The following is a 19449-nucleotide window of genomic DNA, read 5'->3' on the forward strand; positions in this document are numbered from 1 at the left end:
GCATGGAGCTCTTCGTCCTGTGGGACATCGACCACACCCTCATCGAGAACGCGGGGGTCAGCAAGGAGATCTACGCCGCTGCCTTTCGTGGCCTCTCAGGTCGCGAACCCACGGAGCCCGCGCGTACTGAGGGGCGTACGGATCGACTGATCATGCGCGACATGTTCGTCCGCGAAGGGCTGCCCGTGCCCGACTGGCACCTCATCGAAGCAGCACTCGCCCAGGCAGGGGAAGCGCGCCGGGAGGAGCTGCGCAGGCGCGGGACCGCCCTGCCCGGTGTGCACGACGCCCTGAAAGCCGCCTCGGCTCACACTGGTTGGGTCTCCTCAGTCCTCACCGGCAACATCTCCGCCAACGCCCTTGTGAAGCTTGCCGCGTTCGGCCTGGACTCCCTGCTTGATCTACCGGTCGGCGCCTACGGAGCGGACGCGGAGCTCCGCCCCCACCTGGTCGCTGTCGCCCGCGAGCGCGCACAGCGGCTTCATGGTGTTCCGGTCGACATCCCCACCGTCCTCGTCGGGGACACCCCTCGTGACGTGGAAGCGGCTCTGACCACAGGCTCCGGCGTCCTCGCCGTCGCCTCCGGCATCCACCCCCAGGAGGAACTGACCGCCGCCGGAGCCGTCGAAGTCCTGCCCGACCTGTCGGACACGAAGCGTGTCCTCAGCACCCTGGAGTCCTTGGCAGGTCACTGAAAACGTCCCAGGACGTCCTTGGACCGTCCCCGAACGCGGTGTCGAGGTCCCCGAGCAGGAGGCCACTATCAGGCTCCCACCAGGCAACCAGCCGAAGGAGCCGACGTGATCGAGGAAGTCACCGGGATCAAGAAGATCCGCATGCTGTACCTGCAGCTGCTCTACCGCTGCAACTTCACGTGCCTGCACTGCTTCCACGGCAAACGGCTGCAGTACGCCGACGCCTTCACCGTCGACGAAGCCGCGGATCTCCTCACCCTGATGCGGGACCAGTACGGCACCGAAGCCGTGACCCTGCTCGGCGGAGAGCCCTTCGTCCACCGGGACCTCGCGCAGGTCGTCCGCCACGCCAAGGAGGAATTGGGCCTGCGCGTCGAGATCTGCACCAACGGGTACCGGATCGAGCGCCGTCTGACCGAGATCGCCCCCTACCTGGACCTGCTCAGGGTTTCGCTGGAGGGTGTCGGGTCGACCAACGACGGCATCCGAAAGCAGGGCAGCTACAAGAGCGCCCTGGAGGCGCTCGGTCTGGCTCGGGATCTCGGCGTTCCGACCGGTGCGACCATGACCGTCACCTCGCGGAACATCGCCGAAGTCCTGCCCTTCGTAAGCGCCTTGGCGGAACTCGGGGTCCGGCAGCTCAAGCTCCACCACCTGCGGCCGGTCGGCAACGCCGCCGACCATCCCGAGCTGCTGGTCACCTCCCCTTCCGCCTACGGCCGGCTCCGGGAAGAGCTGGCGTCAGCCGATCTGCCCTTGGAGGTGATCGTCGACGAGGACCTCTCCGAGGACGGCGCCCCGCAGGTGTGCGCCCCCTCCGGCGGTCCTCGCGAAATCGACCGTATCGAGGTCGACCCGCGCGGTGCGCTGACCATGTCCTGCAAGGCCGTGGGCAAGGACGCGCACGCCTTCTGGTACGAGAAGGCGGCAGGACGCATCGTCCACAAGCCCTCGTCCGTCGACGAGCTCACCCTCGCGGTGCCGGACGTGGTGTACGGCCGTGCCTGATCGCCCGCGCTTCGAGAGTCTGGAGGGGTTACGCGGCACCGGAAAATCCACCCTGGCCCCCATGCTCGCCGCCGCCCGGCAGGCCGTCCTCGTCGCTACCGTCCCACTGCCCTACCAGCCACTCAGGCAGGCGCTGGACGAGCGGACGAACGTAGAAGCACGGATGTGCTTCTACCTATCGGGCCTGTTCACCGCGGCCGAGGAGATCCAGCACCACCTCGACGCCGGCGTCCCGGTCGTCGTCGAGAGCTACTTCGCCCGGTGCCTCACCACTCACCGGGCCCTGGGGGCACAACTCGGCATCACCCTGCCGAGCTGGCTGCCGACACCCGCTACCTACCACCTCGTCTGCGACGACGACGAGAGACAACGCCGACTCGCTGGACGGAACAAGCCGGTCTCGCGGTGGGACTCACTGATCGAGACCGCTACGGACCGGGTGACGGACGCCTACGCATCGTTCCCGATGCATCGCGTCGACACCACGGGCCGCAGCCCCGACGAGGTCCTCCGAGTGATCATGGATACCGAGATGCAAGGAGCGCACCCCCATGCAGACTCAGAGCCTGTGGGAGCACACCCTCACGTTCTTCCCGCAGTTCCTCGCCACGCTGCGGGAACGTGTCGCCCCTGACGCCACCGTCGCCGTGGTCGGCGCGAGCGACGGCAAGTTCGTCCTGCCCCTCGCCGCCGCCGGCTACCGCGTCGTCGCCATCGAACGTGACGCGGTCGCCCTCCATGGGGGCGACGTCCACCTCCCGGGTGACAGCCAGGCCCACGCGCTGGGACTGATCGATCGACTGAAGCTCGAAGAACTCCACGAACACGTAGAGGTCGTTGAGGACGACTTCCTGGACGGCGAGCCCCTGGACCTGCAGTGCGACGCGGTCTGGACGAGCTGCTCGTGGCACTACAGTGCCAACCACCACCGCCCGCTCGGCGAGTTCGTCGACCGCATGCAGTGCCTGGTCCGCCCGGGCGGCGTGTTCGGCGCGGAGTTCATGATGCCCGTCGAAAGACGCCACCACATGATCGAGCACTACACCTCCCCGGAACGCCTTCACCCCCACTTCATCGGCGACTGGGAAGTCCTGCTCACCCTGCGGACCACCGAGTTCACCGAGCGGGCCCACGTCGGCCAGCTGCACGACCACACCCACCGCATGGGCCTCCTGCTCGCGGCCCGGACGTCCACCCTCACCGACCACTTCTGAGAGAAGGCCCCATGAAGCACGAGTACGAGGCGAAGTTCCTGGCCGTGGACGTCGCCGACCTCCAGACCAAGCTGAGCGCCCTCGGTGCCGTCCAGGCGTTCCCCCGCACGCTCCTCACCCGCAAGATCTTCGAGAACGACTCCCTCGACGGCGGGGCCTGGATTCGGCTGCGGGACGAGGGCACCCGCTCAACGCTCACGCTCAAGCAGGTCACCGACGCCACGACGATCGACGGCACCAAGGAGATCGAGACCGAGGTCACCGACCTGCACGCCATGGCCGACATCCTGCGCCGGGTCGGCCTCACCGAGGTCCGGTACCAGGAGAACTACCGCGAGGAATGGCGCCTGGGCGAGGTCGCCTTCGACTTCGACACCTGGCCCGACCTTCCCACCTTCCTGGAGATCGAAGGACCCGACGAGGCGTCGGTACGCCAGGCCGCCGCGCTGCTGGACCTCGACTACTCCGAGGCCCGGTTCGGCAGCGTCGACGAGATCTACAAGAGCGAAGCCGGCCGCGACATCCTCGCCGAACCCACGCTCCTGTTCTCCGAAGCCGAGAAGCAGAAGGACGCTTCTCCTACGGTCCAGGACCGTTGATCACGGAGGGAGACGAGCGGTGCTGACGGAAGTCGCCCTACAGCACAGGGTGATCCCCGGGATCGCCGAGTTCGCCCGAGGAGGACTGCCCTCACCGGCGGCCACCGACGACGGCAACGAGTGGGTTGACGGACCCTGCTGGCTCTACTGCGGACAGCGGTGGACGCGCGTCCTGTGGATCGGCCCCGCCAGAGTCGCCGGGGCCCAGGCCCCGATGTACGCGTGCGGCGCCTGCATCGGCGCGCTGCAGGAACGGGTCTGGCAATCCTTCTTCAACGAGAACCGCCCGGCCCGCTCCACCCGGCCGAGCGAATCCGCCGAGGTGGGGCAGTCGGCCTCCGGCAGGAGAACCGGCAGGCATCGGGGCCAGAGCAGGCTCTTCCGCCGTAGTTGAGCCCCCGCCCCGGTCACGCTGGCGCCCGCTGTCCCCCGCAGCGAGAGCCCGTGGCCGGGGCGGGTCATTGGCGTGCGCGCCTTCGGCGGAAGCCCCGAGACGAACGGCTGACAACACAGCGACCGTTTCACGTCCACCGATACGGTCTTCCCACCCATCCTGGGCCTCTTGGAGGAGCAGTCGTGAAGCAGCAGACCACGGACGAGCGGCCGGGCATCGCCGCCGCCATCGTCGTTCACGAGGACCGCGTGCTCATGGTCCGCCGCCGGGTGAGCGAGGGGCAGCTCTCCTGGCAGTTCCCCGCCGGGGAGGTCGAGCCCGGCGAGGAACGTGAGGCCGCCGCCGTACGGGAGACCCGGGAAGAGGCAGGGCTGACCGTGGAGGCGGTCAAGCTGCTCGGCGAGCGCGTTCACCCCAAGACGGGCCGCCTCATGTCCTACACCGCCTGCCAGATCCTGGGCGGCACGGCTCACGTCGCCGATACCGAGGAGCTTGCCGAGCTTGCCTGGGTTACCCTCGGCGACATCCCGGAGTACGTGCCGTACGGGCTGTTCGAGCCGGTGCAGGACTACCTCGACGGGACCTTGTCCGCGTAGACCGCTCCAAGCTCCGGCGGGGAACTGCGGGCGAGCACCAAAGCTCCACGACTGACTGGGTCTTGCCTGGATGCGGGGCTCCGTGCCAACGAACACCTCCCCCATTCACAGACGTGGGCGGTGCTTCTGTTCCGCCGGAACCGCCGACCGTGCGGGCTCAGCCACACCGGCCGATAGCGCGGTCGCGGACAGTCGCATGGTCGTAGTCCTGCGGGCGGCTTCGGCTCGGAGGTTGGGTGCGGGGTTGCGGCTGGTGTGCTGGATGCGGGTGATCAGGACGCGGGCGGGCTGGCGAGCGGTGGTGAGTTCGCGCTGAGCGGCGGCTTCCTTGAGGAGCTGGTGGGGTTTGTGGCCGCCTGCTTCGGCGTCGGCGAGGACGGTGGCGAGGGCCGGCCAGGCGGGGTCGGTGAGGATGCGGTCGGCGTGGTGGGGGACGGCGGCCCGGACGTCGTGGGCCAGGGTTCGGCTGGCCTGGTCGCTCGGCTGACGAGCGGCGAGGTTGTCGATGACCGGGGCGAGGGCGTGGTCTGCGGCGTTGTGTAGGTGGTGGAGGGCCTGACGGGCGGCTTTGGCCTGGTGGGCGTGGTTCTTCTCCTCGTGCCAGCGGGCGGCGATGACCGTGGCCCAGATAAGGGCGGCGAGCAGGGCTGCGAAGGCGCTGCCGTCGGGGCCGGTTGCGGTGTGGGCGATGTCGCGGGCCGCACGGCGCAGGGTATGGGCGGCCTGGTGCTCGGCTCGGATCTGGGAGCGCTGGGCGCGGGCGAATGTCCTTGATGCGGCGCGTAGTTCGGCTCGGGAGGGGTCAGGGGCTTTCTGTGCGGTGGCCTCGATGAGTTCGCCGAGCGCCGTGATGTGGGCCTGGGCGTGGGTGTCGTCGGTCATGCCCTGGTGGAGGGTGTCGAGGGCGTCGGTGGCCTGGTGCCAGGGGGTGGTGGGGCGCTGTCGGCGTGCGGTGGGGTGTTCTTGGGGTGCGGTGGTTTCGAGGCGGGCCTTGAGCCTGGGGAGGGTGAGGTCGGGGGCGATCGTTCCGCCGGGGTGGAAGATCTGATTCCCGTCCTTGTTGAGGTCGCCGGGGCGGCCGGCGGCGTAGCCGAGGAGGTCTCCGGAAGGTCCGCGGCGGGGTTTGATCGCGATGCCGTCGGCTTCGAGGTAGGCGAGGAGTTCCTCGGCGTTGCTGGCGTGGGGGATGGCGGCGCGGATGCGGTCCTGGAGCCAGTCACCGCTGGTCTGCCCCCAGCCGAGGCGTTGGGCCTTGTGCATCTCTGCCTGCGTGGGGCGCTTTCCGGCGGTGCGGTCGCCCTTCTTCAGTTGGCGCAGGCCGTAGTCGGTCTCGATCTGGCGGCAGGCGTCGCCGACGCGGATGCCGCTGCCGTGGAGTTTGGGGCGGCGGCCGTCTTCGCGGACGGTGGTGGCGAGGATGTGGATGTGGTCGTCCGCGTGGCGTACGGCGATCCAGCGGCAGCCGAGGTCGTCGCCGGGCGGGGCGATGCCTGCGGCTTCGACGATGCGCTGGGCGATGTCGGCCCACTCGGTATCGGAGAGGTGCCGGTCCTCGGGGGCCGCGCGGACGGGGCAGTGCCAGACGTGGTCGGTGATCTTCTTCCCGAACTCGCTGTTCCGGAGATGCACGGGTTCGTCCAGGTGGTGGGCGAGCTGGGTGAGGGTGGCGTCCGGGTTTCGTCCGGGGTCGGGCATACCGAGCATGGCGAAGCCCGCGACGATGTGCGGGTCGAGGTGTTCGTCGTGGCGGCCGGGGCCGTAGAGGTAGGCGAGCAGACCACGGGTGTTGGACCCGGCCGGTTTGATCGCAGCTATCACGCGGCCTGCTCCTTCCCCGATGTGGTCGGTTCGCGCAGGGCCTGGGCGAGCAGGTCCAGCAGGTGGTGCAGCTCGTCGAGACGGTGACGTACGTCGGGTGGGGTGAGGTCGCTGTTGAGGGCGCGGGCGATCTGGTTGACGTTGACGCCGATCCGGTTGAGTTCGCGCAGTACCTGGGCGCGGAACATGTGGGTGCGGCGGCGGTCCTCGGACAGCGGCAGGTTCGCGGTGAACCGGCCGGTGATGAAGGCGAGGGCGATGTCCGCGGTGAAGCCGGATTCCCCTTTGTAGCCGTGCTCGGCTGCGGCCTCCTGGAGCGCGGCGTGCTCGTCGCCGGTGAAGCGCAGCGGTCCGACACGGACGGACCGCTTCGTGCCGGTGAAGCGGCGGATCGCCGGCTGCACACTCTGCACCGCACGCTCACCGGCTGTCGGTTCGACGGTGGGTGCGGGGCTAAGGATCTGCTGCTGGACGGCATGGAGCTCGTCCTGGTCGGGGCCGCCCTCGGCCCCGACCTCCCGGCCCAGCGCCCCCTGGCGCTGGGCCGACTCCGCCACCCCCGGGGCGGAAATCCCCGAAGACCGGCCTTGAGTCGGACTCGGGGTACTACTGGCTCCGCCCGGGGCCGTCCGCCCAAATGCCCGACGCAGTCGGGACAGCAGCGTACGGGGCTGTCCCGAGGCCGGCGGCTCAGCGGAGGTGTCGTCAGGTAGTTGCTGGCTGCGCTGCATGGAAGATGCTCCAGATGCGGCTCGGCGGACAGGATCACGGCGACCCGGTGGCGCGAGCCATCGCGTTGTCACGGGTGTGGGGATCTACGGGGCGACCGGCGTGTGCTCGGGTGACCGGAAGGGTTCCGGTCACCCGAGCACGCGAGGCGTCAGCCTCCGGAGACCTTGATGCCAGCGGCTTCGAGTTCCGGCCGGAGCGACTCCATGACTTCGGTCTGCCGCGCGCTTCCGATCGTCAAGTTCCGTTCCTTCACGGCAGCTCGCAGCAGGCCACGCGTGAGTTTGCCGTGCTGGCGACCGGCGGCCCGGCCGATGGACTTCAGTTCCGCGATGGTCGCCTTCGGAGGACGGCCGCCAACTGGTTTGGCCTTCGGCACCGGGGACGTGGATTCCGTCCGTTCCTCACCAGAAGCTTGCGGAACCTCGGTGGCAGCGTCCTGCCGTCGACCCTCGCCGTGCTCACTGACCGGCTGGTTCCGCACAGCTACGGAGCCGATACCGGATAGGACATCGGTTGGTGCCACAAGCTGGTGGATCTGTCGCATTAGCACGCCGAACGCCACCATCGCGGCGGCCGGAGGGACGGCAGCGACCACGTAGTCGAGGAGCGGAACGCTGCGCTCGCTGTCTGCGGCGCTGACCCCAGCGACGTTCAGTGCAATAGAGCCGACCGATCCGGCAGCGGTCACGGCGACCGCCCAGAGGTCGGTCGTACGCCGGAGCGCAGCCCGCAGCATGAGCAGTTCACCGGCGACGATGAACGCGTCCAGGGTGGCGGGCCAGGCCCATCGGCGGATGGGGGATGCACCCAGCCCGTGCTGGCCTGCGACATCGGCGAGGTGCGCGTAGGACAGCCAGAACGCTCCGGCTGTCAGAACCACGATGACGGTGCCGGCCGCGCCGAGCACGAGCCGCTCTGCGTCGGCACTCTTCGGGCGCTGCCCTTCGGCTGGGACGTCATCTCGTGTCTGCGGTGATGACGTGGTGAGGTGCGGGGCGGTCAAGCGGGAATCTCCTTGGAGGTAGTGGGTGAGGGGCGTCTTTGCCGTCTTGTGCGTTGCACGTGCAGGTCAGCGCGGTACGGCAGCGCGCCTGACGTGCCGTCTTGGCGGGAAGCTCTGGCGTCTTGTCCCGACTCGGGACAGGGATGAGGCGGATCCGCCCCGGCTCCTGTCCGGGCGCCTGCATCCGCTGGGACGGCCGGTCGCGGCAGCCGTCCCAGCGAGCAGGACTGTGACCTGCTGCGATACGGCGAAGACGCCCGGGACGGGGCAAGACGGATCTGGACGCCGTACCCCTGCTGGCTGCACGTGCTCAGGCGCGTGCGCTGCCGTCTTGCCCTCGGCTGCCGTCTTGCTGATGTGGGCCCTGACCTGCACGATCACGGCAGGGACGGCAAGTACGGCAACCAGGGAGGTGGGGGTCAGCTTTCGCCGCGACGAGCGTCGACCGGGTGGACGGTCGGGCAGTAGCGCCGCCAGGCGTCCAGGAACTTGTTGCGCGTGTAGCCCTTGCGCTGAGTCCGGTCGGCCATGCGCACGTTGCCGGGCCGAATGTCGTAGTCGCGCAGCATCCCGCTGAGCTCCCGGGAGGTCAGGCCGTAGCGTCCACGCTCTCCCCACGGGGCTTCGGCGTCCGCGTTCAGGTGGTGCAGAAGGTCTTCGGTGGAGAGGCTGTCCGCCTCCCGCTGCGCGAAGAAGACCCGTCGGATGTCAGCGAGGATGCGCGCCCCACTCGGGTGGTCCTCCTCGGCCGCCACCTCGGCCGCGACCATCCGTGCGCACGCGATCCGCGCGAGCCGTGGCCAGCGGCCGCCGGCCAGGTCCGCAACGATCACAAGAGGCTCCCAGGTGTCGGCGGCTCGATCCTCGACCGGCATCTCCGGTTCCAGGCTCGCAGCGTCCTCCAGTAGCGGGAGGGCCCAGGCGCGGATACGGTCGCGCAGTTCGTGCAGAGCGGGGATGTCGCGTCGCGAGCGGAAGGGTTTGACCTTCTCGCCCTCGGCCCTGCGGCGCATGCGGATGACGACGGATCGATCCATGACGGTGTCCGGCAGGTCACCGATGCCCGCGATGGCCGCCATGGCGAAGGTGGCGAACTTGTGCGGGGTGTGGTCGTTGCCAACGACCCGGGTGACGTACCGGCCGCGCTGGTGGCCGGCGTTGAGGAGGCCGCGTGTCTCCTCGTTCTTCTCCGCGACCTTGGGGCCGAAGATGGTGTCGGCCTCGTCCACCAGCAGCGTCGGCGGCTCCTCCTCGTTGATCGAGCGGAAGATGGCCGCTGGTGTGGTGTTGATGGTGAGCATCGGCTCGTGGACCGTTTCGGTCAGCACGTCCAGGAGCCGAGACTTCCCGCACCGCTTCGCAGGTCCCACCACTGCCAGCCGCGGGGCGTGCTGCCAGGCGGGCTGGAGCTGCGTCGCCGCCACCCAGAGGGTGGTTGCGTCCAGCGCCTCGGGAGAGGGCGGAATCACGAACTGGGCTACCTGGGAGCGCAGTTCGTCCAGCAGATCCGAACCTGGCGTCGGCTCCGCGTCGGGAATGGTCTCCAGGCTCCTTGCCGGGTCCGCCTCGTTGCCGTCAGCCGGGCCATCGTGCATCTCCGCTGTGGCATAGGCGGCCTGGGCCGGACCCAGATGAGCGCCGGGCCGGCCGGGGATGGCTGTGGTGGGCCAGGCCACTCGGGCGGGGGAGGAATAGGAGTCGGAGTTCTCGGGTTGCACTGGGCGGCTCCTCGTCTGGCGGCTGCGGGCTTGCACGCCCTTGCCGCCGGGTCGGATCTCACGGGATTGCTGGGGAGTCCTGGAGCCTCCGGCGTTGCACCGCCGGAGGCTCTCCCTCTTCTCGCGGGGGTCTCGGTACCGCGAGCGACCACGGACAGTACGTCCACGCCGTGTCACAGTCCAGCGTTTCTGTGTCAGCTCAGCGCAGAAGCGCCTACGGCGCATCAGGCGCCTCATGCGGCCAGCCCCAGCAGGGCCAACAGGTCTGCGGTCACCACCCGGTAGGCGTTCCCGAGCCTGAGCACCTTGCACGGGTACTGGCCGCGCTTGGCCAACTCGTAGCCCTTGCTCCGGCCGAGCCCCAGCGCGCGGTTACCCGTCTCCAGGTCAACGGCCGCCGGGAGCCCCAGAAGCTCCTCGCGACTCATCCACTTCGCCCCTCCGGCGTCTTCGTTCTGGCGCATGCGCACTCCATCCATGATTGAGCCCACGGCGAACGCGACCTCCGCGCCCGTCTCCAGGTCGTGGAATCAACGCTAAGCGAGCTAATGTGTCTGCATGACACAACGCCGGAGTCACCATGGATCGAGCAATGCCGACGACGAGGACGACGTCCCGGAGTGGGTGGACCAGGTCATGGCCACCGTGGCCGCCGAGGTCCGCAGACGACGGAAGGAATTGGGTTGGAGCGCACAGGACTTGGCCGACAGATGCGCGGAGATCGGCCATCCGATCCCGCGCAACGTCATCGCCAACATGGAGTCCGGACGCCGCTCCAACCTGCCCTTGGTCGACGTCATGGTGCTGGCCGAAGCACTCAACACCCCACCCATCTGCCTCCTCTATCCCGTGGGCTACATCGAGGACGTGCAGCGGCTCCCGCTCCAGGACTCCACTTCCACTCTGGATGCGCTGCGCTGGTTCACGGGGGAGGAGACCGATCTCGGCGCGGACGACGACATGCTCCGCTACTTCCGAGCCCATCACGCCGCCCAGGAGCGGCTGCGAAGTGCGCGACGCGACGAGGAGTACGCGCGCTACCACGCCCAGACCGCCCCGAATGCCGACCGGAAGGCCGAGGCCCTCCGCTCCCAGGCCCGCGCCGCCGAGACGGCCGACGACGCCGAAGACCGCCTGCGCAGAGTTCGCGCCTTCATCGAGGAAGAGGGCGTCACGCCCCCGTTCCTGTGGCCCGACCTGGCCGACGTAATCGAGTCATCAGAGAGCCATCCCGAAACCAGCGAGGAGAATGATCTTTGAAGGGCTCCACCTACCGCCGCTGCTCCTGCCGCGACCCGAAGACCGGCAAGGAACTCGGCACCTCCTGCCCCAAGCGCAACAGGAGGAACCACTGCACCTACTCCGTCCGCCAGGAGCTCTCACCCCGCGAGGACGGCAGCCGCCGCTCCTTCGCCCGTGGCGGGTACGCGAGTCTCAAGGCCGCCCAGGCTGACCTCGACCACGTACGCGCCTTGCTCGGGCTCGCCGACTCGGACGACCCCGAGGGCACCGAACTCATCGCCGAGATGCTGGCCGAGGTCAGTCGCGAGCGGTCACCTCTGCCCGAGGTCGAGGAGACGCGGCGGCGCCTCAACTCCGGTCAGGACCTCATAGGCAGCCTGACCGTCGCCGAATGGCTCGACCGGTGGTTGGCCGGCAAGCGCATACGCAAGTCCGGTCTCAACCGCTACGAGACCGATATCCGCGTCCACCTGAAGCCGCGCATCGGCAGCCGGCGCCTGGACCGGCTGCGCGTCAGCCACCTCAGCGAAATGTTCACCGACATTCGCGAGGCGAACGCCCAGATCCTGGAGGACAACGCCCAGCGGCGAGCCGCTCTCGACGAGCTGGCGACGGTGCCGTGGAAGGGCGTCGGGAACCGGGCTCGTCGCAAGGCCATGAAGGCCGCGATCGACGAGATGCCGCCCTTTCGGCGCGTCACCGGCCCTGCCACACGGCTGCACCTCAAGGCCACCCTCCGGGCGGCCCTGAACGACGCGATCGGGCAGCAGATCATCACGTTCAACCCGGCTGCCCATGTCGAGATCGACCCCGTGCGCAAGCCGAAGGCGCTCGTGTGGACGGACGAGCGGGTCGCCAAGTGGGAGCAGACGGGCGAGAAGCCGTCGCCCGTGATGGTCTGGACGCCGGAACAGACCGGTGCCTTCCTCGACTTCGTCGCCGAGGACCGGCTGTACGCGATGTGGCACCTGATCGCGTTCCGCGGCCTGCGCCGAGGCGAGGCGTGCGGCCAGCCGTGGTCGGAGACGAACCTCGACACCCACTTCCTCACCGTCTCCTCTCAACTCGTCCAGGACGGCTGGGAGGTGGAAGCGTCCGACCCCAAGACCGACAGCGGCTCCCGCGTGGTCGCCCTCGACGACGACACCGTCGACGTCCTGAAGCACCACCGCAAACGGCAGGAAACGGCCCGCGAAGAATGGGGTACAGCCTGGGTCGAGACCGGCCACGTCTTCACCCAGGAAGACGGCTCCTGGCTCCACCCCGGCAAGGTGACCGACCTCTTCGAACGCCTCGTCGCCGCCTCCGGCCTCCCACCGATCCGCCTGCACGATCTGCGCCACGGCGCGGCCACCCTCATGCTCGCCGCCGGCATCGACATCAAGATCGTGTCGGACACCCTCGGGCACAGCGACACCCGCATCACGCGGGACATCTACCAGAGCGTCCTCCCCCACGTCGGCAAGAGCGCCGCCGAGGCCACCGCGAAGCTCGTCCCCCTCCAGCGAAAGGCCGAGGCCGAGAAGGCCGCGCGCAAGGCCGCGAAGAAGGAGAAGGCCAGGAAGGCTGCGGCCAAGGCGGCCGACGTCGGCAAGGGCAACAAGGGCGGCGGCAAGCCGAAGCGGGACAAGGCGAAAGCCCAGGCCAAGGCAGCCAAGAAGGCCACACGCCGCAAGCCCGCAAAGTAGGTCCCGAGCGGCTTCGCTCACGCACCGCTCACGCAGGCAACATCACAGCACCTCAGCCGTGTGACCCACCATGCCCGGAGCAACAGAAAACCCCAGGTCACGGGCTATGTGACCTGGGGTTCTTCTGAGCCGCCTTCGGGATTCGAACCCGAGACCTACGCATTACGAGTGCGTTGCTCTGGCCAACTGAGCTAAGGCGGCGCGCCCTGTCACACCATGGTGCGATCAGCGGCGGAGCCAAGTCTACACAGTTTCCGGGAGTGCTCCGCACCGGGCGTCCCTGGAGCCGTTTGGGCGGGTCAGGGCTGGTCAGTGGGTCAGGTGCACTCCTTGCCGTCGGTGGGCGGGGTGCCCTCCAGGAGGTACGTGTTGATCGCCGTGTCGATGCAGTCGCTGCCCCGGCCGTACGCCGTGTGGCCGTCGCCGTCGTAGGTGAGCAGGGTGCCGGAGGAGAGCTGCTCGGCGAGGGACCGGGACCACTTGTACGGGGTGGCCGGGTCGCGGGTGGTGCCGACCACGACGATGGGGTCGGCGCCCTTCGCCTCGGTGGGGTGCGGGGTGCCCGTGGCCTCGGTGGGCCAGTAGGCGCAGTTCAGGGAGGCCCAGGCGAAGCCGCGCCCGAAGACCGGGGACGCCTTTTCGAAGTCCGGGACCGCCTTCCGGACCGCGTCGGGACCGTCGAAGGCGGGCGGCAGGTCGAGGCAGTTCACGGCGGCGTTGGCGAACATCAGGTTCGCGTACTCCCCGTTCGGCTCGCGCTCGTAGTAGCTGTCGGCCAGGGACAGCAGCCCGGAGCCGTCGCTCCGCTGGGCGCCGGTCAGCGCCTCGCGGAGCTGCGGCCAGGCCGCCTCGTCGTACATGGCCGCGATCACCCCGGTGGTGGCCAGGGACTCGCCCAGCTCGCGGTCGTCGCCGGTCGGGATCGGCTTCGCGTCCAGGTCCTTGAGGAGCTGTTTCAGCGCGGTCGCCGCGTCGGCGGTGGACGTGGTGCCGAGCGGGCAGTCCGGCTGCTTGACGCAGTCGGCGGCGAAGGACTGGAAGGCCCCCTCGAAGCCCGCCGTCTGGTCGCGGTTCATGTCGATGGCCTTCAGGGAGGGATTCATCGCCCCGTCCAGGACGAGGCGGCCGGCTCGCTCCGGGAAGAGGTCCGCGTAGGTGGCGCCCAGGAAGGTCCCGTACGAAGCGCCGACGTACGTCAGCTTGTCGTCGCCGAGCAGGGCGCGCAGGACGTCCATGTCGCGGGCGGTGTCCACGGTGGAGACGTACGGGAGGATCTCACCGCTCCGTTTCTCGCAGCCCGCCGCGAACTTCTCGAAGGACGCGCTCAGCTTCCGGACCTCCGCCTCGTCGTCGGGCGTCTGGTCGACCTGGGTGTAGGCGTCCATCTCCTTGCCCGCGAGGCACTCGACGGGCTCGCTGCGGGCGACGCCGCGCGGGTCGATGGCCACCATGTCGTAGCGGGCCCTCACCGGGGCCGGATAGCCGAGCGCCGCGTACCCCTGGAGATAGCCGATCGCGGAGCCGCCGGGGCCGCCCGGATTGACCAGGAGGGAACCGATCCGCTTGCCCGGGCCGGTGGCCTTCTTGCGGGAGACCGCGAGGTCGATGTCCCCGTCATCCGGCCGGTCGTAGTCCTTCGGCGCCTTCATCGTCGTGCACTCGAACCCCTCCACCCCGCAGTCGCGCCAGCTCAGCTTCTGCGCGTAGTACGCCGACAGCCCCTCGGGAGCGGCGGTGCCGGTGGCCGAAGCGTTCGGCGACGAGCCGCTGCTGCTGCAGCCGGAGATGAGGAGGCCGGCAGTGCCGATCCCGAGGGCGAAGGTGCGGAGCAGGCGCCTGGTTTCCATTCAGGGAGCGTATCCGCCGGGTGACGAGTCGCCCGATTCCCTGCTCATTCGGGTGAACAGGGACTCGCCGAGGAGGCCCTCAGCCCGATCGCAGCGCCATCGTCATCGCCTCCACCGCGAGCAGCGGCGCCACATTGCGGTCCATCGCCTCCCGGCAGGCGATCACCGACTCGATCCTGCGCAGGGTCTGCGCGGGTGTGGAGGACTCCGCGATCCGGTCGAGGGAGTCCTGCACGTCGGCGTTGGCTATGGCGATACGGGAACCGAGCTGGAGCGCCAGCACATCGCGGTAGAACCCGGTGAGCTCGGTGAGCGCCAGATCGAGGCTGTCCCGCTGCGTACGCGTCTTGCGGCGCTTCTGCCGGTCCTCCAGCTCCTTCATCGCCCCCGCCGTACCGCGCGGCATCCGGCCTCCGGCCACTCCGCCGAGCGCCGCCTTGAGGTCCTCGGTCTCCTTGACGTCGACCTCCTCCGCCATCTGCTTGGCGTCGTCGGTGGCCGTGTCGATCAGCTCCTGGGCCGCCTTGAGGCAGCCGCCGACGTCGGCGATCCGCAGCGGAACCTTCAGCACCGCCGCCCGCCGCGCCCGCGCCCGCTCGTCCGTGGCGAGCCGGCGGGCCCGGCCGATGTGTCCCTGGGTGGCGCGCGCCGCGGAGTGCGCCCGCTCGGGGTCGACGCCGTCGCGGCGGATCAGGACGTCGGCCACGGCCTCCACCGGCGGGGTGCTCAGGGTCAGGTGCCGGCAGCGGGAACGGATCGTGGGCAGGACGTCTTCGAGCGAGGGGGCGCACAGCATCCAGACCGTACGCGGAGCGGGCTCCTCCACCGCCTTCAGCAGGACGTTGCCCGCGCCCTCGGTGAGGCGGTCGGCGTCCTCCATGACGATGACCTGCCACCGCCCGACGGCCGGGGACAGCTGGGCGCGCCGGACGAGGTCGCGGGTCTCCTTCACGCCGATGGAGAGCAGGTCCGTGCGGATGATCTGGACGTCGGCGTGCGTGCCGATCAGGCTGGTGTGGCAGCCGTCGCAGAATCCGCAGCCCGGTACGCCGCCCCCGCCCAGCGCCCGGTCCGGGCTCGTGCACTGGAGCGCGGCGGCGAAAGCCCGCGCCGCCGTGGACCGGCCCGAGCCGGGCGGCCCGGTGAACAGCCAGGCGTGCGTCATCTTCGAGCCCTGGTCCAGCGGCTCACCGTCGGACACGGCGGTGACCAGCGCATCGGCGTCCTTGGCGGCAGCGGCGAGCTGTTCCTGCACTCGGTCCTGGCCGACCAGGTCGTCCCATACGGTCATGGGTCACCGCCCTTCCGGTGGTGTCGTGCCCTGCTGCGGTGCGGCGGTGGCTTCGGCGTCATGGGGTCGCACGGCGCTGTCCGTCCCGTCGCTCTCCATTGTGGGGGACGCCACTGACAGTCCGGCCCGCCCGCCCCCGGAGGGACGGACGGGCCGGGAGTCCGCCGTCAGCGGTGGGGGCGGGGCGTCAGCCGCGCGGGCGGCGTCCCCGGCCCGCGGGGCCTTCGTCCTCCTGGCCCCCGAGCAGTTCGTCCGCCAGGGTAGGCAGATCGTCCAGCGGGGTCTCCTCCGCCCAGTCCGGGCGGGGGCGGTTGCGGCGGCCCTGCTGCTGCCGGCCGGCAGCCTCCCCGGCCTGCGGGTCCTCGACCTGGGGCAGCTCACGGGTGCGCTCGTTCTCGCTCTCCGCCGGAGCGACCGCGGGGCTCTCGTCCCGGAAGAAGCCCCGGGGGACCCGGTCGGAGGGCTGATCGGCGGGCACCGGCGGCAGCACGGCCGTCTCGTCCCCGTCCCGGATGTCCCTGGCGGGCCGCCGGTCCGCAGACTGCTGATCCGCAGGCCGCCGGTCCGCAGGCCGGTCCGAGAAGCGCGGCAGCATCGCCGTCTCGTCCTCCCCGGGCGCGGACCCCGAACGCGCACCCGTGCCCGTACCCGTACCGGATCCGGAAGGACGGTCGTCCTCCGGCCGGACGGCCGGGACCGGCTGCGTGATCTCGTTCGGGTTCACGATCGGCGTGGGCACCGTGAGCTCGTTCTCCGAAACGGACGGACCCTCCGACCACGAGGACGACGACGGCGCCTGCGAGGACGTCTCCGTACGAGGTGCACGGGACTCCCGTGCCGCCTCCGCCCGATCAGCCTCGGCCCGCGCCGCCTCCGTACGGGCGGCGGCCTCGGCCTCGGCCCGGCGGCGGGCCTCCTCGGCGCGCATCAGGGCCTCTTCGGCCTTGCGCTGCTTCTCCAGGCGCTGTGCCTCGGCCTCCTTGCGGAGCCGGGCCTCCTCCTCGGCCTGCTTGCGCAGCCGTTCCTGCTCGGCCTCGCGGACCCGCTCCTCGGCCTCCAGCCGGAGCCGGTCCTCCTCGGCGCGGCGGCGGGCCTCCTCGGCGCGCTGCCGGGCCTCCTCCGCCTGGCGTTCGGCCTCGCGGCGGCGGGCCTCTTCCAGCTCGCGCTGCTTGCGCTCCTCCTCCTCGGCGCGCAGCCGGGCGAGCTGCTCCTGGCGCTCCTTCTCCAGGCGCTCCTCCTCGGCCTTGCGGGCGGCCTCTTCCTCCGCCTTGCGCCGGGCCTCCTCCTCGGCCTTGCGCCGGGCCTCCTCGATGGCCGCGATCTCGGCCTCGGAGAGCGGAAGGAGCTGGTCGAGCCGGTGGCGTACGACGGCGGTGATCGACTCCGGCTCCTGGCCGGCGTCCACCACCAGATAACGCGTGGGGTCGGCGGCGGCCAGGGTCAGGAACCCGGACCGCACGCGCTCGTGGAACTCCGCCGGCTCCGACTCCAGCCGGTCCGGCGCCTCGGTGAACCTCTCGCGCGCGGTCGTCGGGTCCACGTCCAGCAGCACCGTCAGATGCGGTACGAGGCCGCTCGTCGCCCACCGCGAGATCCGGGCGATCTCGGTCGGGGCCAGGTCCCGGCCCGCGCCCTGGTAGGCCACGGACGAGTCGATGTAACGGTCGGAGATGACGATCGCGCCGCGCTCCAGCGCCGGGCGGACGACGGAGTCGACGTGTTCGGCGCGGTCGGCGGCGTACAGCAGGGCCTCGGCCCGGTTGGACAGGCCGGCGGAGGACACGTCGAGCAGGATCGACCGCAGCCGCTTGCCGACCGGGGTGGCCCCGGGCTCCCGGGTCACGACGACCTCGTGGCCCTTCGACCGGATCCATGCGGCGAGCGCCTCGACCTGGGTGGACTTGCCCGCTCCGTCGCCGCCCTCCAGGGCGAGGAAGAAGCCGGTGGCGGCGGGGGCGACGGCCGGGTCGCCGCCGCGCAGCGCCTCGCTCAGGTCCCGGCGCAGCGGCACGCCCGCCCGGTCGTCCGTCCGGGCGAGGACGAAGGCGGCGACGGGCAGCAGCAGCGCGCCGAGCAGCATCAGGGTGAAGGCCGCCCCGCCGCGCGCGAAGACGAAGTCCCCGGCGAACAGGCGGTGCCGGCCGATCGCGGCGGCCAGCAGGGGGCCCGCGACCGCGCCGAGCGCGCCGAGCACCCGGACGACGGCCTGGAGGTGCTCGGTGGTCCGGGCCTGCCGGAACGCCTCGGTCTCCTGGTCGATCAGGGCGTGGCCGGTGTTGGCGGCGACTCCGGCGGCGTAACCGGCGAGCAGGGCGATGGCGAGTCCGGTGGCCGTGTCCGGGACCAGGCCGAGCGCGAGGAGCGCGAGGCCGGTGACGGCGGTGGCCAGCGCCAGCAGGCGGCGGCGCGACAGGGTGGGCAGGACGTGGCGCGCGGTACGGATGCCCAGCGCGGTGCCGCCGGTCAGTCCTAGGATCAGCAGCGCGAACGTCGCGGGCCCGCCGCCCAGGTCGTAGGCGTGCAGCACGGAGACGGCCGCGGCCGCGCCGACGGCTCCCGCGACGGCCGCGCAGACGGCGACCAGCAGGGGAAGGACGCCGGTGCGCCCCTTGTCGGGGCCGCCGCCGGTCGCGGGGCGGCGCAGGCCCTCCAGCGGGGAACGCGGCCGGGGTGTGGGGGTGGCCGGGAACACCAGGAAGTACAGGATGGAGATGGAGGCGGAGAAGAGTCCGGCTGCGACGTAGGACCCCAGGGCCGCCTGGTGGAAGGAGAACCACTCCAGGCCCGAGCCGAGGAGGTTGCCGACCAGCGTGGCGACCAGCAGGACCACCGCGGCGGCGGGCACGGCGAGGAAGTCGGTACGGAGCGAAAGACGGCGCAGGGCGTCGTGGTGGTCGGGCAGCGGGCGTACGGCCGCGCCTTCGAGGGGCGGGGCGGGCAGTAGCGCCGGGGCGGCACTGTCCTTGGCCACGGCCCACAGGCGCTCGCCGGCGCCGGCGACGAAGACGGTGATGAGGATCATCATGAGCGCCTTGTCGGGCGTCCAGTCGATCCACAGCGGGGCGACGACCAGCAGCGCCAGGCGCAGCCCATCCACCCCGATCATCAGCCATCGCCGTTCCAGCTTCCCGCCGGGCCCCGTGAGGGACGTCAGGGGTCCCAGGAGTACGGCTCCGAAGAGCAGGGTGGAAAGGATTCGGGCACCGAAGACGGCGGCGACGGCGAAGGCCGCCCCGCGGTATCCGGTGCCGAATGAGCCCTCGAGGACCGCCGCTTGCAGCGACAGCAGCACCAGCACGAGAAGGGCGAGTGCATCGCCGATACCACCGACGAGCTGGGCACTCCACAACCGCTTCAGCGGGGGAATGCGCAACAGGGCCCGTACGGCGCGCTCGCGTGAGTCTGCGGCAAGTGTGTCGGAGGTGGGGCTCACGACCGTTGGCTGCTCGGCTCGCGTCATCCGCCCAGCCTATCGGCAGCGGTGCGGTGACTGTCGGCCCGTCCGAACATATGGGCGCAGACGCCTTCCGGCCACGGCTCCCATCCACCCCTGACCGAGCCCGGCCACAGCTCCCGTCCCCCCTGACCGCATCCGGCCACGGCT

General features: G+C 70.5%; 17 protein-coding genes and 1 tRNA gene. 9 read left to right on the plus strand and 9 right to left on the minus strand.

Translation table 11 applies throughout. From position 1 onward, the window contains the following. Positions 1–2: 2 nt before the first annotated feature. The 7 genes from ACIQMU_RS11370 to ACIQMU_RS11400 all read left to right on the plus strand — a co-directional run bounded on the left by ACIQMU_RS11370 (position 3) and on the right by ACIQMU_RS11400 (position 4506). Positions 3–695 carry an HAD family hydrolase gene (locus ACIQMU_RS11370; protein WP_402688716.1) on the plus strand — a complete coding sequence of 231 codons (693 nt, stop codon included), beginning with the start codon at positions 3–5 and terminating at the stop codon, positions 693–695. A gap of 105 nt (positions 696–800) precedes the next feature. After that, positions 801–1703 (plus strand): radical SAM protein, encoded by a 903-nt coding sequence (locus ACIQMU_RS11375; protein WP_402688717.1) that lies wholly within the window; start codon positions 801–803, stop codon positions 1701–1703. 61 nt (positions 1704–1764) lie between these two features. After that, a complete protein-coding gene (locus ACIQMU_RS11380) occupies positions 1765–2337 on the plus strand; it encodes a hypothetical protein (protein ID WP_402688718.1) in 573 nt (190 codons plus the stop codon). Then, positions 2255–2917, plus strand: coding sequence for an SAM-dependent methyltransferase (locus ACIQMU_RS11385; RefSeq protein WP_402688719.1), 663 nt, complete (start codon positions 2255–2257; stop codon positions 2915–2917). The genes ACIQMU_RS11380 and ACIQMU_RS11385 overlap by 83 nt, the downstream gene beginning before the upstream one ends. A gap of 11 nt (positions 2918–2928) precedes the next feature. Further along, positions 2929–3516, plus strand: a complete 588-nt coding sequence (locus ACIQMU_RS11390) for a class IV adenylate cyclase (RefSeq protein ID WP_402688720.1) — start codon at positions 2929–2931, stop codon at positions 3514–3516. A gap of 19 nt (positions 3517–3535) precedes the next feature. Continuing rightward, on the plus strand, positions 3536–3910 hold the full coding sequence (locus ACIQMU_RS11395; protein WP_402688721.1) for a hypothetical protein: 375 nt from the start codon (positions 3536–3538) through the stop codon (positions 3908–3910). A 182-nt stretch (positions 3911–4092) separates the two neighbouring features. Beyond that, positions 4093–4506 (plus strand): NUDIX hydrolase, encoded by a 414-nt coding sequence (locus ACIQMU_RS11400; protein WP_402688722.1) that lies wholly within the window; start codon positions 4093–4095, stop codon positions 4504–4506. 105 nt (positions 4507–4611) lie between these two features. Here the strand turns inward: ACIQMU_RS11400 and ACIQMU_RS11405 are convergent, their stop codons facing one another. The 5 genes from ACIQMU_RS11405 to ACIQMU_RS11425 all read right to left on the minus strand — a co-directional run bounded on the left by ACIQMU_RS11405 (position 4612) and on the right by ACIQMU_RS11425 (position 10241). Beyond that, the gene (locus ACIQMU_RS11405; RefSeq protein WP_402688723.1) at positions 4612–6324 is read right to left on the minus strand and encodes a mobilization protein; all 1713 of its coding nucleotides are present in this window, start codon (positions 6322–6324) and stop codon (positions 4612–4614) included. Next, entirely contained in the window at positions 6321–6881 is a 561-nt protein-coding gene (locus ACIQMU_RS11410) for a MobC family plasmid mobilization relaxosome protein (protein ID WP_402688724.1), read from the minus strand. Before ACIQMU_RS11410 ends, ACIQMU_RS11405 begins: the two co-directional genes overlap by 4 nt. 323 nt (positions 6882–7204) lie before the next feature. Then, positions 7205–8059, minus strand: coding sequence for a DUF2637 domain-containing protein (locus ACIQMU_RS11415; protein WP_402688725.1), 855 nt, complete (start codon positions 8057–8059; stop codon positions 7205–7207). A 419-nt stretch (positions 8060–8478) separates the two neighbouring features. Further along, positions 8479–9654 carry a DUF3631 domain-containing protein gene (locus ACIQMU_RS11420; RefSeq protein ID WP_402688756.1) on the minus strand — a complete coding sequence of 392 codons (1176 nt, stop codon included), beginning with the start codon at positions 9652–9654 and terminating at the stop codon, positions 8479–8481. A 356-nt stretch (positions 9655–10010) separates the two neighbouring features. Further along, positions 10011–10241, minus strand: coding sequence for a hypothetical protein (locus ACIQMU_RS11425; RefSeq protein WP_402688726.1), 231 nt, complete (start codon positions 10239–10241; stop codon positions 10011–10013). Between the two features lie 94 nt (positions 10242–10335). Between ACIQMU_RS11425 and ACIQMU_RS11430 the strand changes: the two genes are divergently transcribed. Further along, a complete protein-coding gene (locus ACIQMU_RS11430) occupies positions 10336–11037 on the plus strand; it encodes a helix-turn-helix domain-containing protein (RefSeq protein WP_402688727.1) in 702 nt (233 codons plus the stop codon). Further along, complete coding sequence (locus ACIQMU_RS11435) at positions 11034–12707, plus strand: tyrosine-type recombinase/integrase (RefSeq protein WP_402688728.1); 1674 nt, start codon at positions 11034–11036, stop codon at positions 12705–12707. The genes ACIQMU_RS11430 and ACIQMU_RS11435 overlap by 4 nt, the downstream gene beginning before the upstream one ends. Before the next feature lie 127 nt (positions 12708–12834). Here the strand turns inward: ACIQMU_RS11435 and ACIQMU_RS11440 are convergent. The 4 genes from ACIQMU_RS11440 to tmk form a co-directional block, all read right to left on the minus strand. Next, positions 12835–12908, minus strand: a tRNA-Thr gene (locus ACIQMU_RS11440). Between the two features lie 116 nt (positions 12909–13024). After that, positions 13025–14554 (minus strand): alpha/beta hydrolase, encoded by a 1530-nt coding sequence (locus ACIQMU_RS11445; RefSeq protein WP_402688729.1) that lies wholly within the window; start codon positions 14552–14554, stop codon positions 13025–13027. A 79-nt stretch (positions 14555–14633) separates the two neighbouring features. After that, on the minus strand, positions 14634–15845 hold the full coding sequence (locus ACIQMU_RS11450) for a DNA polymerase III subunit delta' (protein WP_402688730.1): 1212 nt from the start codon (positions 15843–15845) through the stop codon (positions 14634–14636). Positions 15846–16032: 187 nt separating this feature from the next. Further along, positions 16033–19305 carry a dTMP kinase gene (gene tmk / locus ACIQMU_RS11455; RefSeq protein WP_402688731.1) on the minus strand — a complete coding sequence of 1091 codons (3273 nt, stop codon included), beginning with the start codon at positions 19303–19305 and terminating at the stop codon, positions 16033–16035. Between the last annotated feature and the right edge of the window lie 144 nt (positions 19306–19449).

It is taken from the genome of Streptomyces sp. NPDC091649, from assembly GCF_044756785.1.
GTDB lineage: Bacteria > Actinomycetota > Actinomycetes > Streptomycetales > Streptomycetaceae > Streptomyces.